General features: G+C 62.7%; 3 protein-coding genes. 1 reads left to right on the top strand and 2 read right to left on the bottom strand.

Translation table 11 applies throughout. The annotated features are described in order from the left end of the window. Nucleotides 1–94: 94 nt before the first annotated feature. On the bottom strand, nucleotides 95–2467 hold the full coding sequence (locus tag ITX55_RS17260) for a glucose/quinate/shikimate family membrane-bound PQQ-dependent dehydrogenase (RefSeq protein ID WP_223085231.1): 2373 nt from the start codon (nucleotides 2465–2467) through the stop codon (nucleotides 95–97). Nucleotides 2468–2614: 147 nt separating this feature from the next. Then, nucleotides 2615–4759: a TonB-dependent receptor PqqU gene (pqqU, locus tag ITX55_RS17255; protein ID WP_046896518.1), complete on the bottom strand. Its 2145-nt coding sequence runs from the start codon at nucleotides 4757–4759 to the stop codon at nucleotides 2615–2617. Nucleotides 4760–5285: 526 nt separating this feature from the next. Between pqqU and ITX55_RS17250 the strand changes: the two genes are divergently transcribed. Continuing rightward, on the top strand, nucleotides 5286–15302 hold the full coding sequence (locus ITX55_RS17250; protein WP_223085230.1) for a non-ribosomal peptide synthetase: 10017 nt from the start codon (nucleotides 5286–5288) through the stop codon (nucleotides 15300–15302). Nucleotides 15303–15338 lie beyond the last annotated feature (36 nt).

Genomic DNA, 15338 nt, shown 5'->3' with positions numbered 1-15338 from the left:
AAAAAATTAAGGGTATTGTGAGGGGGCAGCCGGCGGGGCGGGAAAAGAAAAAGCACGCCTTGCGGCGTGCTTTGCGGGGTACTAACGGCGGTGGTTACTTCTGATCGGGCAGGGCGTAAGCGACCACGTAGTCGCCCAGCTTGGTGCCGAAGGAACCGTGGCCGCCGGCGTAGATCAGCACGTACTGCTTGCCGTTGACCTCATAGGTCATCGGCGTCGCCTGGCCGCCGGCCGGCAAGCGCGCTTCCCACAGTTTTTCACCGTTGGTCACGCTGAAGGCGCGCAGGTAGTTGTCCGCGGTGGCGCCGATGAAGAACACGTTACCGGCGGTGGTCACCGGGCCGCCCAGCATCGGCATGCCCATTTTGAACGGCAGCGGCAACGGTGAGCTGTCGCGCACGGTGCCGATGCGTTTTTTCCACACGATGTCGTTGGTTTTCAGATCCACGGCGGAAATGTAACCCCAGGCCGGCTGTTTGCACGGCAGGCCGAACGGCGACAGGAACGGGTTCAGGGTGACGCCGAACGGCACGCCATACTGCGGCTGTACGCCGGACTCGGTACCGCTGCCGCCTTTGTCGCCTTCCGGCGGCTCAATCGGGTTGCCTGGGCCGCGCGGGATCAGTTTGGAGACGAACGGCAGCGCGATCGGGTTGGCGATGGCGATTTCGCGATCGGTATCGACGGCCAGGCCGCCCCATTCGAACATGCCCAGGTTACCCGGGAACACCAGCGTGCCCTGCTCGGAAGGCGGGGTGAAGGTGCCTTCATAACGCAGGCTGTGGAACATCACGCGGCAGACCAGCTGATCATAGATGGTCGCGCCCCACATGTCGGCGCCGGTCAGTTTCTTCTCAGGACGGAAGGTCAACTCGGAGAACGGCTGGGTCGGTGACAGGCGATCGCCCTTGGCTGGGCCCTGCGGTACCGGTTTCTCCGGCGCCGGCACCACCAGTTCGCCGTTGGTGCGGTTCAGCACGAAGATGTTGCCGGTTTTGGTCGGCACATAGATGACCGGCACTTTTTTACCGCTCTTGTCGGTAATGTCCGCCAGGGTCGGCTGCGCCGGCACGTCCATATCCCACAGGTCATGGTGGACCGTCTGATAGAACCAGGCCAGTTTGCCGGTGGAGGCGTTCAGCGCCAACAGGCCGCTGGCGTAGCGTTCCATTTCCGGGGTGCGATCGCCGCCCCAGATGTCCGGAGTGGAAACGCCCATCGGCAGGTAAACGATATCCAGCTTGGCGTCATAGGCGGCAGGCGCCCAGGAGTTCGGCGAGTTCGGCACGAAGTGGTGCTCGTCCGCCGGGATGGCGTTCGGATCTTTCGCGCCCGGATCGAAGGCCCACAGCAGCTTGCCGCTGTTGACGTCGAAGCCGCGGATCACGCCGGAAGGCTCGCGGTTGGAGTAGTTGTCGGTCACGGCACCGGCGACGACGATCACTTTATCGGTGATCACCGGCGGCGAGGTCGGCTCGTAGTTGCCCGGCGTCGCATACGGCATATTGCTCTGCAGGTTCAGCTCACCGTTGTTGGCGAAGTCCGGGCAGGGTTTGCCGGTTTCGGCGTCCAGTGCGAACAGACGGCCGTCGTTGACCGGCAGAATGATGCGGCGTGCGCACATCGCCGGAGCGGCGTCGCCGGCGGCGCCTGCGGCTGCGGCGGTTTCGTGGTAAGACACGCCGCGACAGGTGATGTGCTGGAAGGTTGGGTTGTATTTCAGCTGCGGATCAAACTTCCATTTTTCTTTACCGGTGGCGGCATCCAGCGCGAACAGCTTCTGGTGCGGCGTACACATGTAAAGGGTATCGCGGATCTTGATCGGCGTGACTTCGTTGGTGATCTCACCCGGATCGTTGGCGGTCTTCAGATCGCCGGTCTGGAAACGCCAAACCTCTTGCAGCTGGCCAACGTTTTTGTCGTTGATCTGGCTCAGCGGCGAGTAACGGGTGCCTTCCTGGGTGCGGCCATAGGCCGGCCAGTCGGCGCCGGTGGCGTCTTTCGGTTGTACCTGGGCGGCGTCAAGGGTGCCGTTAATCTCTTGCGGATCGTTGAACACGGCATAGGCCAGCGCGATGACGGTGATCGCCAGCGCCGCGCTCAGCGCGCCGTAGGCGAATTTGCCGTTGGCCACCAGCTTGCGGTAGATAAACGGCAACACCAGCCACAGGCCGAAGAAGAAGGTGACGTCCAGGCGCGGCGTCAGCGCCCAGAAGTCCGGGCCCACTTCCCACAGGGCCCAAATCGTGGTGCCCAGCAGGAATACCGCGTACAGCAGCAGCGCGGTGGCGCGGCGGCGGAACAGCAGCCAGGAAGTCGCCAGCAGCACCAGCCCGGCGATGATGTAATACAGCGAACCGCCCAACTTGGCCAGCCAGATGCCGCCGCCGAGCAGATAAAGCCCGCTCAGCGCGGCAAACAGCGCCGTTATGACGATAAGCGGCGATAGTGACGCTTTATTTTGCATAGCAATACCCTTACCAAAAATGAAAGTCCCCGATTTAGAGATTAAGCCAAATCGGAAAAAACACGCGGTTTCTCCCTATTATTTCAGCGAGAAGCCGCTAGGGTGACGTAAAACCCATCCCGTTTTTTAACCTTAAGGTGCTTTGCCTTATTCAAAGCGATAAGACAAGGTGGCGCCGCCACCCCAGTTGCGCCCCGGCGCCGGCTCGAAGTAGCGGCCGTTGCCTTCGTTGACGATCACCGAACCGACGTATCGGCGATCGAAAACATTGTCCACCCGGCTGAACACGTCCAGCGCCCAGCGGTTCCAGGTAAAGCGATAACCGGCGTTTACGCCGGCCACGGTGTAAGAGGGAGCCTGCGCGCTGTTGGCGTCATTGGCCTGAATGTCGCTCATGTAGCGCAGCTCCGCGCCGGCGTGCCAGCCTTCCGGCGGGGCATAGGCCAGCGAGGCGTAGCCCATGTTGCGGGCGATGCCCGGCAGGCGATTGCCGGCGGGAATGGTTTGGGCCGGGGTACAAACGGCTTTGCCGCACATCTCGCTGCGGTAGGTGGCGTCCAGCAGCGTCCAGGCCATATGCAGGCGCCAGTCCAGCGCGAACTCTTGATCCAGCGCCAGTTCCAGGCCGCGCCGCCGGGTTTTGCCGGCGTTGGCGTAGCTGGTGCGCCCACCGCTGCTTTCCGCCACCACCAGCTCGTTGTCGGTATCGGTCTGGAACAGGGCGGCGCTCACCAGGCCGTTGCCGAGGCGCAGTTTGCTGCCCAGTTCGACGGTGTCGCTGGTGGACGGCTGCAGGCCGATGTTCAGGCCGGCCTGGCCGTCGGGGCGATAGGAGAGTTCGTTGATGGTCGGGGTTTCAAAGCCGCGGCCGGCTGAGAGATAAACGTTCCACGCCGGATTGATTTTATAGTTGAGCGAGCCCATCGGCAGCCACTGGTGGTAGCGTTTGCTGCCGCTGTCGTCGCCGTTGCGCGGCGTGATGTAGTAGTCGGTCGAGTCGAAGCTGACCGTGCTGTAGCGCAGGCCGGCGTCCAGCGTCCAGTGCGGCGTCAGTTGCCAGGAGGTTTGCAGGTAAGGATCCAGGTTCCAGATGCGGTTTTTCTCGTTGCGCCGCTGGTCGCCTTTCTCGCCGTAGTCCACTGTGCCGTCTCGCAGAATAAAGTTTTCAAACCCCTGCCGGCGTTCGGTCATGGTTTCATAATCCAGACCGCCGATCAGTGTTACCGGTAACGAGGCGAGAGTATCCTCATGCTTCCAGCGAGTGTCAATGCCCTGATATTTTCTTTCCAGCACGATCACCCCGCCGGCGTGGGTAGGGTTGAGCTGCGGCCCGCGTGGAATGGATTGGTACTGTGTGGTGTGGCGCTCGCCGTGGTAGGCGGTCAGCGTCAGTTCGTCGCGCTCGCTCATCTGGCGCTGATAGCGCAGGCCGGCCTGAGTCTGATCGAGCGACTTGCGGGTGTTGTATTGATCCGCGCGCGGCGCCTGGCGCGGGTTTTCCTTCCATTCCGCTTCGGTCAGGCCGCCCGGATCGCCGGCGTCAATGGAGACGCTGTTGAACATCAGCGTCAGGGTACTGACGTCGTCCAACCGCACGCCGAGCTTGCCGTTGCCGAGGTTTTTCCGCGCGGCGCTGTGATCGCGATAGCCCTGAGTGGTGAAGCGGGTGCCGGAGATAGCGTAGTTGACGTCGCCGGCCTGGGTGCCGTCGCCGGTGGCGCCGGTCGCTTTCACCCCGTAGCGCCAGGTGTTGTCGCTGCCGAAATAGCTGCCGGCCTCCAGCGTTGGCGGCTGGGCGCCGGTCTGGGTGTCAACGTTGATCACCCCGCCCGAAGCGTTGCCGTACAGCGCGGAATAGGGGCCGCGCAGCACCTCGATGCGCTCGACGGAGTTGATGTCGATGTTGGAGGTTTGTCCCTGGCCGTCAGGCATGGTGGCGGGGATGCCGTCGACGTACATGCGCACCCCGCGCACGCCGAACATCGAACGGCTGCCGAATCCGCGTATCGACAGCTGCAGGTCCTGCGCATAGTTTTGTCGGTTTTGAAGCTGCAGACCCGGCACGCTGCCAAGGTTTTCCGACAGGTTAATCTGCGGTGCGGCGTTGCGCAGGTCCTGGCCGTCGATCACGCTGACGGACACCGGCGATCCCAGCTCGGTCAATCCGATGGGTTGCGCCATTACCACCAGCGTATCGCTGTCTTTCTGATCCGCCGCCAGGGCCGAACCGATGCAGACCGGCTGCAGCAATAACAGGGTTGCCGGGGTCAAGACGGGACGTTTTTTATTCATCAGATAATTCTGCCAATAATGCTGAAAAAATTGCCCGCAAGTGGGCGAAAATAGCCATTTGTGACTCCCTGTACTGGCATTCAATGGGAGGGAAACTGCATCCTGCAACGAGTATAGGATATTCCGACACCGTACGCTTTGGAATAGCGCAACTGAAAGATGCGTGTTTTAATTTAAGAAGATTCTCTTTTTTATCGATTTTTCCGCGATACCTTTAAATTAGATTTATTTATATTAAATATATTCCCATCCTTGATTTTAATTTATTTACAATAGTTATTTTATTTATGAATGAAAAGCCAGGATTCATTTTTAAATGATAAATTATTTTTTATATCATTGTTTTTATTGGTTTTAGTTTATTTGTGTTTTTGTGGCTTTATTTTTTATAAAAATAAAATAATATTCGCTCTTATGTTTTTTAAGTTTTCGCCTAACAGCTCAATCGCATAACCATCACGGTATTTATGTCATGCATAAATATCTATTCATATATTATTGGAATATATTAAAAGGGAATTGATTCATGGGCGCGATCATCGCTTCACCCTATACCCACACGTTTTGGAATGAATACGTCCTCAATCCACACTCCTGCGAGTACAACCTGGTGCTGGATCAGACCATTGAGGGGGCGCTGGACGTCGATCGACTGCGCGCGGCGGTCGACGGGGTGTGCCGGGACTATATTCTGTTTCACCATGTCCTCGACGACAGCTCGCCGCAATTACGCTGGGTAAAGACGGAGAAGAAAATTGCGTTGGAAACGCTTGATGCCGATTGCGATGCCGGTAAATTAATCAATACGCCGTTCGATCTCCGGGAGGGGCCGCTGTGCCGCTTTTACCTGATTGAGCTGGCGCCGCAGCGCTATAATTTGATCATTGTCGTTCATCACATCCTGATCGACGGCCTGTCCGGCCAGGAGTTCTACAACGCCGTTTCCGCCTATTACAATCGCGGGGCGGCCGTGGCGCCGCCGCAGGCGGATGAAACGGACATTTGTCGATTGTACCGGCGCTATGAGGCGGATATCGCGGCGTTGAAGCAGGACTTCGCTTCCGCGTCATTCTGGGGCGACCGGTTGGCCGAATGCGCCCCGCGCGTAGCGTTGCCTTATCTCCCCGGCGAAGCCCCCGAAGCCCCCGGCGCCGGCGAAGTGCGCTTTACGTTGCCGTTCGCCGAGTGGCAGGCGCTGAAGTCCGGCGTCAGGTATGCCAACCCATTCCTGATATTCAAAACGCTGTGGGCGTTGCTGATCGTCCGGCAATCCGCGCAGGACACGGTGCATATCGGTTATCCCGTCGCGCCGGACGGCGGCGAGCCGCTGTTCTTCGGCGCCCAGGTCAACACCGCGGTGTTTCCCTTAACGCTCGCCCCGCAAGCCACGTTCAACCAGCTGTACCGCGCGACGCTGGCCTACAGCAAAGCGCTCAAGGCGACGGGCAAGCTGCGGCACAGCCAATTGCCGGTTTATGACATGCTGAACCTCAGCCCGGTGCGCGAGCTGAACGTCAATTTCACTCAGGCTTACCTGAAAGATGCGCCGCTGGCGCTTGACGGTTGCCGCATCGGCGTCAATCACCGTTACAACGTCGATCTGGCCGGTTCGGAACTGCTGCTGGAGTATCAGCCGACCGAGCAGGCCTTTGAGTTTCGCCTGCGTTATCGGCCCGATCTGTTCGACGCCACGCAAATGGCGGAGATGGCGGATCAGTATCTCGGGCTATTGCGGCGTGCGCTAACCGAACCGGACGCGCCGATAGCCGCGTGGCCGCAGCTCACGGCGCAGCAGGTTTTACGCTGCCGCGACGCCTGGGAGAGCGAGCCGGACACGGCCGAACCAGGGGCGACACTGCTCGACGGCGTGGCCCGCCAGGCGCGCCGTCATCCGGAACGCATCGCCGTAACCGATGCCAACGGTTCGCTCAGCTACCGCCAACTGGCGCAGCGCAGCGATCGCCTGGCAATACGGCTGAGGGAAGAATATCGCCGGTTGCGCGGCGCCGCCATGCCGCCAGAGACGCTGATCCCGCTGTATCTGCAGCGCAGCGCGGAAGCGGTGGTGGCGATGCTGGCCATCATGAAGGCGGGCGGCGCCTATGTGCCGCTGGATCCCGCGGCGCCGGCGCAGCGCCTGGAATATATTCTGCAAGAGGTGAACAGCCCCATCGTCCTGACGGAAAGCGCATTGCAAGGGGCGGCGCAGCGACTGGCGCCGGACGGTGTTTGCCTGGCGGCGGATGAACCGCTTGCCGATGCGGATGCCGCGAGCCTGCCGAATGTCGAAGCCCGGCAATTGGCCTACGTGATTTACACCTCCGGCACCAGCGGGCGGCCGAAAGGCACGCTGTGTGAACACCGGGGCGCGGCCAACATGGTAAGGGGCCATACGCAGCGTTTGCTGCGCAATGAATCGGGCGCGCTCAACTGCCTGCAGTTCGCGTCGCTGGCCTTTGACGCGCACGTGTTTGAAGTGTTCATGGCCCTGAGCAACGGCCACCGGCTGTTCATCGCGGGCGAGGCGCAGCGGCGCGATCCGGCGCTGTTGTGCGGCCAAATGGCGGCCTGGGGCATCGAAGCCTGTTTCCTGCCGCCGGCGCTGCTTGGCACTTTGCCTGACCTGCCGGCTTCGGTGCGCTATCTCGCGACCGGCGGCGAGGCGACCGCGCAGGAGGCGCTCGACCATTACCTGGCCTGCGGCATGCAGGTTGCCAATCTGTACGGCCCGACCGAGGCTTCGGTCAGCGCCAGTCTGAATATTTATCGCCGCAACGGCGCGCGCAATATCGGCCACGCCATCGCCAATATGCGTTGTTATGTGGTTGACGAGCATGACAATCTGCTGCCGCTGGGGGCGGAGGGCGAGCTGTGTCTGGCCGGCGCCGGCCTGGCGCGCGGATACCTGAACCTGCCGGCGCTGACGGAAGCCGCATTCGTCGCCAATCCTTTTGAACTGCGTGAGCCTTACCGGCGCCTGTATCGCACCGGCGACCGGGTACGGCGCTTGGCCGACGGCAGCCTGGACTATCTTGGGCGACACGACCAGCAGATCAAGATCAACGGCTATCGCATCGAGTTGGGCGAGATCGAAATGCAGCTGCGCGCGCTGCACGAGGTGGCCGAGGCGGTGGTGACCCTGCGCCCCGGCACGACGGACCAACTGGCGGCCTGGTATGTGCCGAAGCCCGGCGCGACGCCGCAGGCCGGCGACATCTTGCAACGCCTGGCGGCGCAGCTGCCGCATTATATGTTGCCGTCGGCGCTGTCGGCGCTGTCGGCGCTGCCGCTGACGGTGAGCCGCAAGGTCGATTACCGGGCATTGCCGGAACCGCTGCCGGTGGAGCGGCAAACGGCGTTTCGCCAACCGGGCACGCCGCTGGAGACTCAGCTTTCTACACTGTTCAATCGGCTGCTGGGCGGCCATGTCGGCATGGACGACAACTTCTTCCGCCTCGGCGGCAACTCCATTATGGCCATCAGGCTGTGTCACGAAGTGAATAAATTGCCGGGGGCGAAGATCTCGGTGCTGACGTTGAATCAGCATCCGACGGTGGCCGCGCTGAGCGAGCATATCGCCGCTCAACGGCAGGCGCCGTCGGATGAGCCGCCCATCCTCCCCGGCGAGCTGCGGGAGGGGCCGCTGTCGCTTCAGCAGTCGCGATTGTGGTTTGTTCAGCAACTGTCGGCGGACGCCACGCACTATCTGTCGCCGGTGCTGCTGCGGCTGGCGCCGGACATCGATGACCAACGTTTTGCGGACTGTCTGCAGGCGATCGTCGAGCGCCACCAGATCCTGCGTAGCCTGATTCGCCAGAATGAGCGGGGCGAAGCCAGCCAGTGGGTCAGCGACGCCGTGCTGCCGGTGCCTTTGCTGACGGTGAGCGGCGCTGAGTTTGACATGGCGCTGGCGCAGGCCTGCAGCCGGCCGATGGATTTGACGCGCGAGCTGCCGCTGCGCGCCACGCGCTATCGTTACCGCGATGCGGCGGGCGGGGAAACGGCCGTTTGTCTGTTGGTATTCCATCACATCGTCTTTGACGGTTGGTCGCTTGAGGTGCTGCTGCAGGAACTGGACGCGCGCTATCGGGGAACGTGGCGTAAGGCGACAGAGCCGGCGCTGCAATACCTCGACTATGCGTGCTGGCAACACGCGCCGGAAAATGTGCAGCGCCGGGCCGACGAATTGGCCTTTTGGCAACGAGAGCTGGCGGGCTGGCAGCCGCTCTCGCTGCCGGTGGATTTTTTGCGGCCGGCGGTCTTCGACGTATGCGGCGACAACAGCGAAGTGCCGCTGCCGGCGGCGCTGGTGAAGGCGCTGGAGGCGTTGGCGCGCCGAGAGGGCGTGACGCTGCATGCCGTGATGCTGGCGGGGTTCATGCTGTTGCTTGCCCGCTACAGCGGTCAGAACGATGTCATGGTGGGCACGCCGCTGGCGAACCGCAATCGCCCTGAGCTGGGGAATCTGATCGGGTTCTTTGTCAATACGCTGCCTTTACGCCGGCAGATCGACCCCCGTCAGGGCGTCGCCGAGTTTGTGCGAGAGGTTGCGGCCACGACGCTGCGGGCGCAGCAGCATCAGACGCTGTCGCTGGAGGCGCTGGTGGACGCTCTGGCGCTGCCGCGCGACTTTTCGCGGCATCCGCTGTTCCAGGTCATGTTCGCGCTGGAGGGCGAGAGCGGCGCACCGACGCGTCCGGACTGGCTGTCGGTGGTCGATCTGAGCGCGGATGAGCGCACCGCCAAGTTCGATCTGACGCTCACGCTGACGCCGCAGGGGGAGCAGATGCGCGCGCGCTTCAACTTCGCGTCGGCGCTGTTCAGCAAAGCGTCGATGGATCGGTTGGCCGGCTACTATCTCGCCCTATTGCAACAGATGGCGCGCCACGATGACTGGCCGCTGGAAAATATTCGTCTGCAGCCGCAGAGCCCGGCGCTGCCTGCGGCGCCGGCCTTTAGCTATGCGTTTGAACGTTGCCTGCAACAGGATTTCGTGCGGCATGCGCAGCGCAATCCGCAGGCCGTCGCGGTGATCGACGCGCAGGGGGAAATGACGTACGGCGAACTGCACGAGGCGGCGTTAACGCTGGCCACTCAACTGCGTGTGCAGGGCAAGATGACCGGCGACGCCATCGCCGTCGTCGCCGACAAGGGGCGCCGGCAGCCGATCGCCCTGTTGGCGGCGCTGATGTGCGGCAAGGCGTTTTTGCCGATGGAGGCGACATGGCCGCCGCAGCGGCGGCTGAAGGTGATGGCGCAGGCCGGCATCAATACGTTGCTCAGCGATGCGCCCTGGGCCTGCGACGAGATCAACCTGGTCGAACTGAATGCCGACGGGCTGGCGGCGCAGTTGCCGCTGCCGGAGAGGCGCCTGCCGGCGGTGGAGGCCGGTCCTGACAGCCTGGCCTATATCATTTTCACTTCGGGCTCGACCGGCACGCCCAAGGGCGTGGCGATCGAACATCGCAGCGCGGTGAACATGCTGGAAGGCGTTCGGCGGTATTTCGGGTTCAACGAGCGGGATCGCAGCCTGGCGCTTAGCGCGTTGAGCTTCGATCTGGCGATCTTCGATATTTTCAGCCCGTTGAGCGCGGGCGGTGCGGTTGTGATGCCGGCCGAGCGAGATCGGGTCAATCCGCAAGCCTGGTATCAGCTGATGATGACACATCGAGTGACGCAATGGTTGAGCGCACCGGCCCTGATGGAGCTGTTGCTGGACTATGTAAACGGCGCGGGGCTGGCGGCCGGGCCTGCGCCGGCGCTGCGGGCTGTGATGGTGGGGGGCGACTGGATCGCCACCTCGCTGCCGGAACGCTGCCTGGCCTGGGCGCCGCACGTCCGCTTCTGCAGCGCCGGCGGCGCTACGGAGGCGGCGATCTTCACCATGCTGTATGAGGTGTCGCGAGGCGAGAAAATTCGCTCGGTCAGCATCCCTTACGGTAAACCGTTGCCGCACCAGCGTTGCTACATTCTGGATGCCGGACGACGGCCCGCGGCGCCGGGCGTGCGCGGGGAGATCTATCTGGCCGGTGAAGGGTTGGCGCGCGGGTATTACGGCGATCCGCAACGCACCGCCGAGAGTTTCTTCTGGCATGAGGAGCTGCAGGAGCGGGTGTATCGCACCGGCGACGCGGGCCGGTGGCTCGAGGACGGCAATGTGGAGTTCCTGGGGCGTCTCGATCAGCAGGTCAAGCTGAACGGCTACCGCATCGAGCTGGGTGAAATAGAGCATGCCGCGCTTGCCTATCCGGGGGTGACCGCCTGTTGTTGCGTGCTCGTCACCGACCCTCAGCCCTGTCTGGCCGCTTACTTCGCTGCCGATGAGGCGATCGCCCCGCAGGATTTGGCGCAGCATTTGAGCAGCCAACTGCCTCCTTACATGGTGCCGCAGGCGCTGATGCAGCTGGCACAGCTGCCGCTGACCGAAAACGGCAAGATAGCCCGACAGGCGTTGCCGCCGCCGAAAAGGACGGCGCGCGAGTTTGTCGCGGCGCAGAACGAGCGGGAGAACGCTTGCCTGGCGGTGTGGCGCGATCTGTTGCAGCGGCAGGATATCGGCGTGGAGGACAATTTCTTCTCGCTGGGTGGCAATTCCCTTCTGGCGATCCAGGCCTGTTACCAGATCGGTCAGCGGTTGGGGAGCGAGGTGACGTTGAGCGAGCTGGGCCGGTTCCCGACGATCCGTTCATTGTGCCGTGCGTTGCTGCGGCAGGGGGAGGGCGCCGCGCCGATGTCGATCCCGCCGCTGCGGCAACGCGAGTATCCGCTCTCCGCTTCACAGCTGCAGCTGTGGTTTATCGAGAACCTGAACGGCGGCGGCAATCTTTATCATGTGCCGATGCTGTTCCGTCTCGGCGACGATGTCTGTCTGACGGCTTACGAGCGCAGTCTGCAGGCGGTCGTCGCCCGGCATCAGGTGTTGCACAGCCTGATTGCCCAGAAGCCGTCCCAAATTGCCGTCGCCCGGGCCTGTGAACAAACGCTTTCGCTGGAGCGCGTGGCGCTGGAGGCGGCGCGCTGGCCGGACAGACTGCGGCAGGATATCGATCGGCCGTTTGCCCTGGAGGCGGAGTTGCCGATCAGAGCGAGCGTTTACCAGGTGGTGCAGCCTGATGGCGGGCGGGTGACTTACAGCCTGATCCTGGTGCACCACCTGGCGTTTGACGGCTGGTCGCAGCCGGTGCTGCTGCAGGAGTTGGATGCGCTGTATCAGGCGCAGCGGCAAGGGCGGGAGGCTGAGCTGGCGGCGTTGCCGTTGCAATATGGCGACTATGCCGTCTGGCAGCGGCGCTGGCTGGACTCCGCGTTGGCGGATGAGGCGAAAGCGTATTGGCGACAAGCGCTGGATGGGTGGCAGGCGCTGGAGATGCCGCTCGATTTCGTGCGGCCGGCGCGCTTCGATCATCGCGGCGCCAATCACGTCATCGCGCTGCCGGAGGCCCTGACGATGCAGGCGGCGCAGTTCGCCCGGCGGCAAGGCGTCACGCCGTTTGCGCTGTATCTTGCGGCCTTTAATCTGCTGCTCGGTTACTTCAGCGGCCAGCAAGACATTCTGGTCGGCACGCCGGTCGCTAACCGGCCGGTGGCGGAGACCCGCTCGGCGATCGGATTCTTCGTCAATACGCTGCCGCTGCGCTCGCAAATAGACGATGCGGCGTCGCTGAACGATTATGTGCATCGGGTCTTTGATGGCGTGCTGCAGGCGCAGCGGCATCAGAATTTACCGTTGGATCAGTTGATTGAGCTGCTGCAGGTGCCGCGTGATCTGTCGCGCCATCCGCTGTTTCAGACGCTGTTCGCGCTGGAAGAGGCGGGTGAAGCGCCGGCCTGGCTGGCGCCGCAGGATCTGTTGACACACTATCAGGCGGCCAAATTCGATTTGACGCTGAGCATACAGTCGGCGCCGCAAGGCGGCAGGGCGATCTTCAACTATGCCACCGCCCTGTTTGCACCGGCCACGCTGGCGCTGTTGGGTGAGTATTATCTGACGATCCTCACGCAGATCGTCAATCACGGGGAGCAGCGCGTCAGTCAGTTGGCGCTGGTATCGGCGAGTGAAACGGCGCGGCAGCGCGCCTTCCGTCAATCCTGTCCGCCGGCCTACGATTTCGAACGCGCCATCCATCATGATTTTATCCGTCAGGCCGAGCGCGATCCGCAGCGGGTGGCGATCGTCGATGAATGGGGTGAGCTGAACTACGGTGAGCTGTATCGGCGTGCGTTGGCGCTGTCGTTGCAGCTGCGCGAGCATGCGGATATGCGCGCCGACACCATCGCGGTGATGGTGGACAAAGGGCGGGCGCAAATCATTGCGGTGCTGGCGATCCTGATGGCCGGCAAGGCCTATTTGCCGCTGGACGGCGCCTGGCCGGAACGCCGCCGCCTGGATATCGTCGCGCAGTCGCAGACCCGGATTATCCTCAGCAGCCGGGCGTGGGCGGCCCACGGTAACGCCAGACTGTTGACGATCGATCCGCAAGGTGCGGTCAACGCGTTACCGCCGGCGGCGCCGGGTGAGCCGGTCTTGCCGGCGCCTTCCGCGCTGGCCTATGTGATTTTCACCTCCGGTTCTACCGGCACGCCGAAAGGGGTGGCGATAGAACATCGCGGCGCGGTGAACAGCATCATCGATACCTTGCACCAGCTGGAACTCGGCGCGGACGATCGCGGGTTGGCGCTCAGCGCGCTGAGCTTCGACATTTCGGTGTTCGATATTTTCGGCCTGCTGTCGGTGGGCGGCGCCATCGTGATGCCGTCCGAAACCGAACGCTATCAGACGGAGGCGTGGCATCGGTTGTTGATGACTCAGGGGGTGACCTTCTGGAATTCCGCGCCTTCGGTGATGACGCTACTGGTGGAGCAGTTGGAGTCCGCCGCATCGCAGGCGCAGTGGCCGCATTTGCGCAATGTGGTGCTGGTGGGCGAGGTGATCTCGCGTTCACTGCCGGCGCGCATTCGCCAATGGCGGCCAGGGTGCCGGGTAGTCAGCGCCGGGGGCGCGACCGAGAGCTCCATTTGGTCGATTTTGTACGACATTCCGGAAACGCCGATCCTGGCGCCCAGCGTGCCTTATGGCCGGGCGATGGCCCATCAGCGTTTCTATGTGCTGGATCGCCATCTGCGCGTGTTGCCGCCCTGCTTACCGGGGGAGCAGTACATCGGTGGGGCCGGCGTGGCGCGCGGCTATTACCGCAATCCGTCGCTGACCGAGGAAAAATTCATCTACCATCCGGAACTGGGGGAGCGGCTTTATCGCACCGGCGATGCCGGGCGCTATTTGCCAGACGGCAATCTGGAGTTCCTCGGCCGTATGGATTTTCAGGTGAAAATCAATGGATACCGCGTCGAGCTGGGGGAGGTCGAGCAATGTGCGCTGGCGTTCGGCGCGATCAAATCCTGCTGCGCCGTGGTGCTGTCAGAGGCGCATCGGCAGCGTCTGGCGCTGTATTACGTCAGTGAGGCGCCGCTGGAGGAGTCGGCGCTGCTGGCCTTTATGAGCGGGCAATTGCCGCTATACATGCTGCCTGCGGCGCTGGTGCGGCTGGAAGCGTTGCCGTACAACTCCAGCGGCAAGCTGGATCGCAAGGCGCTGCCGGCGCCGACGGCGAATGAGCCGCAGGCCTATGTCGCTCCCGCGAACGCGCTGGAGCAGCAGTTGTGCGCATTGTGGCAGGAGGCGCTGCAGTGCGAGCAGGTCGGCATGACGGACGATTTCTTCCTGCTGGGCGGCACCTCGATCAAGGCGATCTCCCTGTGCGTCGGCATGGGCGAACTGATGGCCGCGCCGGTGCCGGTGGTGCAGCTGTTGCAAAGCCGCACCCTGAAAAATCTGCTGGCCGCCAACGAGCGCCGTTTGGTCATGCCGCTTAACCGCCGGACAGACGGCGTGCCCACTGTGTGGATGATCCACCCGGCGCTGGTGGGCGCGGAGGCGTTTCATGCTTTCGCTCAGCCGTTGCAAGGGCGACTCAATTGCTATGGCGTCGATAACCATAATCTTTACCATCAACCGACCATCGACTCGCTCGGCGAGCTGGCCGAACGGTATTTAAACGACATGATTGCCGCCGGCCTGCTGCAAGACGCCGGGCCGGTGCGCATTCTCGGGTGGTCGCTGGGGGGCATCATCGCGCTGGAGATCGCCGCTCGCCTGGAGGCGCGCGGCTGCCGTAACGTGCGGCTGTATCTGCTGGACAGCTTCTACCGGCAGACCACGGCGGAGCTGCCGCTGGAGCAACTGCTGCCTGCGCTGGGCATCGAGGGGGAGGCGGCGACACGCGCCATGGCCGCCGGGCAGGCGGAGCGGCGGCTGTCAGAGGGAAGACTGAGCCGCCGATTGCAGACCACGAAAGTGACGCTGTTTAAGGCGACGGAGGGTAATCCGCAGTTGCCGGAGGCGATAACGGCGCCGCTGCTGGCGCTGGAAGATAATGGGCTGGGCGCGGTTTGCGCGCAGCTCAAGATTATCCCGCTGGCTTGTCACCACCATAATATCTTGCAGTGTGAGGAGGCGATCGGCAACGTACTCAATCAGGACGCCTGATTGGCTCACCGGCTCCGTACAGGCAGGCGGAGCCGG

The sequence above is a fragment of the Serratia sp. EWG9 genome (assembly GCF_019913725.1).
Classification (GTDB): Bacteria; Pseudomonadota; Gammaproteobacteria; order Enterobacterales; family Enterobacteriaceae; genus Serratia; species Serratia ureilytica.
This window is presented reverse-complemented; position numbering and strand designations above follow the sequence as displayed.

Coding starts and splice junctions, on each gene's coding strand:
- ITX55_RS17260 (WP_223085231.1), bottom strand. CDS start 2,467: ATGCAAAATAAAGCGTCACTATCGCCGCTTATCGTCATAACGGCGCTG.
- pqqU (WP_046896518.1), bottom strand. CDS start 4,759: ATGAATAAAAAACGTCCCGTCTTGACCCCGGCAACCCTGTTATTGCTG.
- ITX55_RS17250 (WP_223085230.1), top strand. CDS start 5,286: ATGGGCGCGATCATCGCTTCACCCTATACCCACACGTTTTGGAATGAA.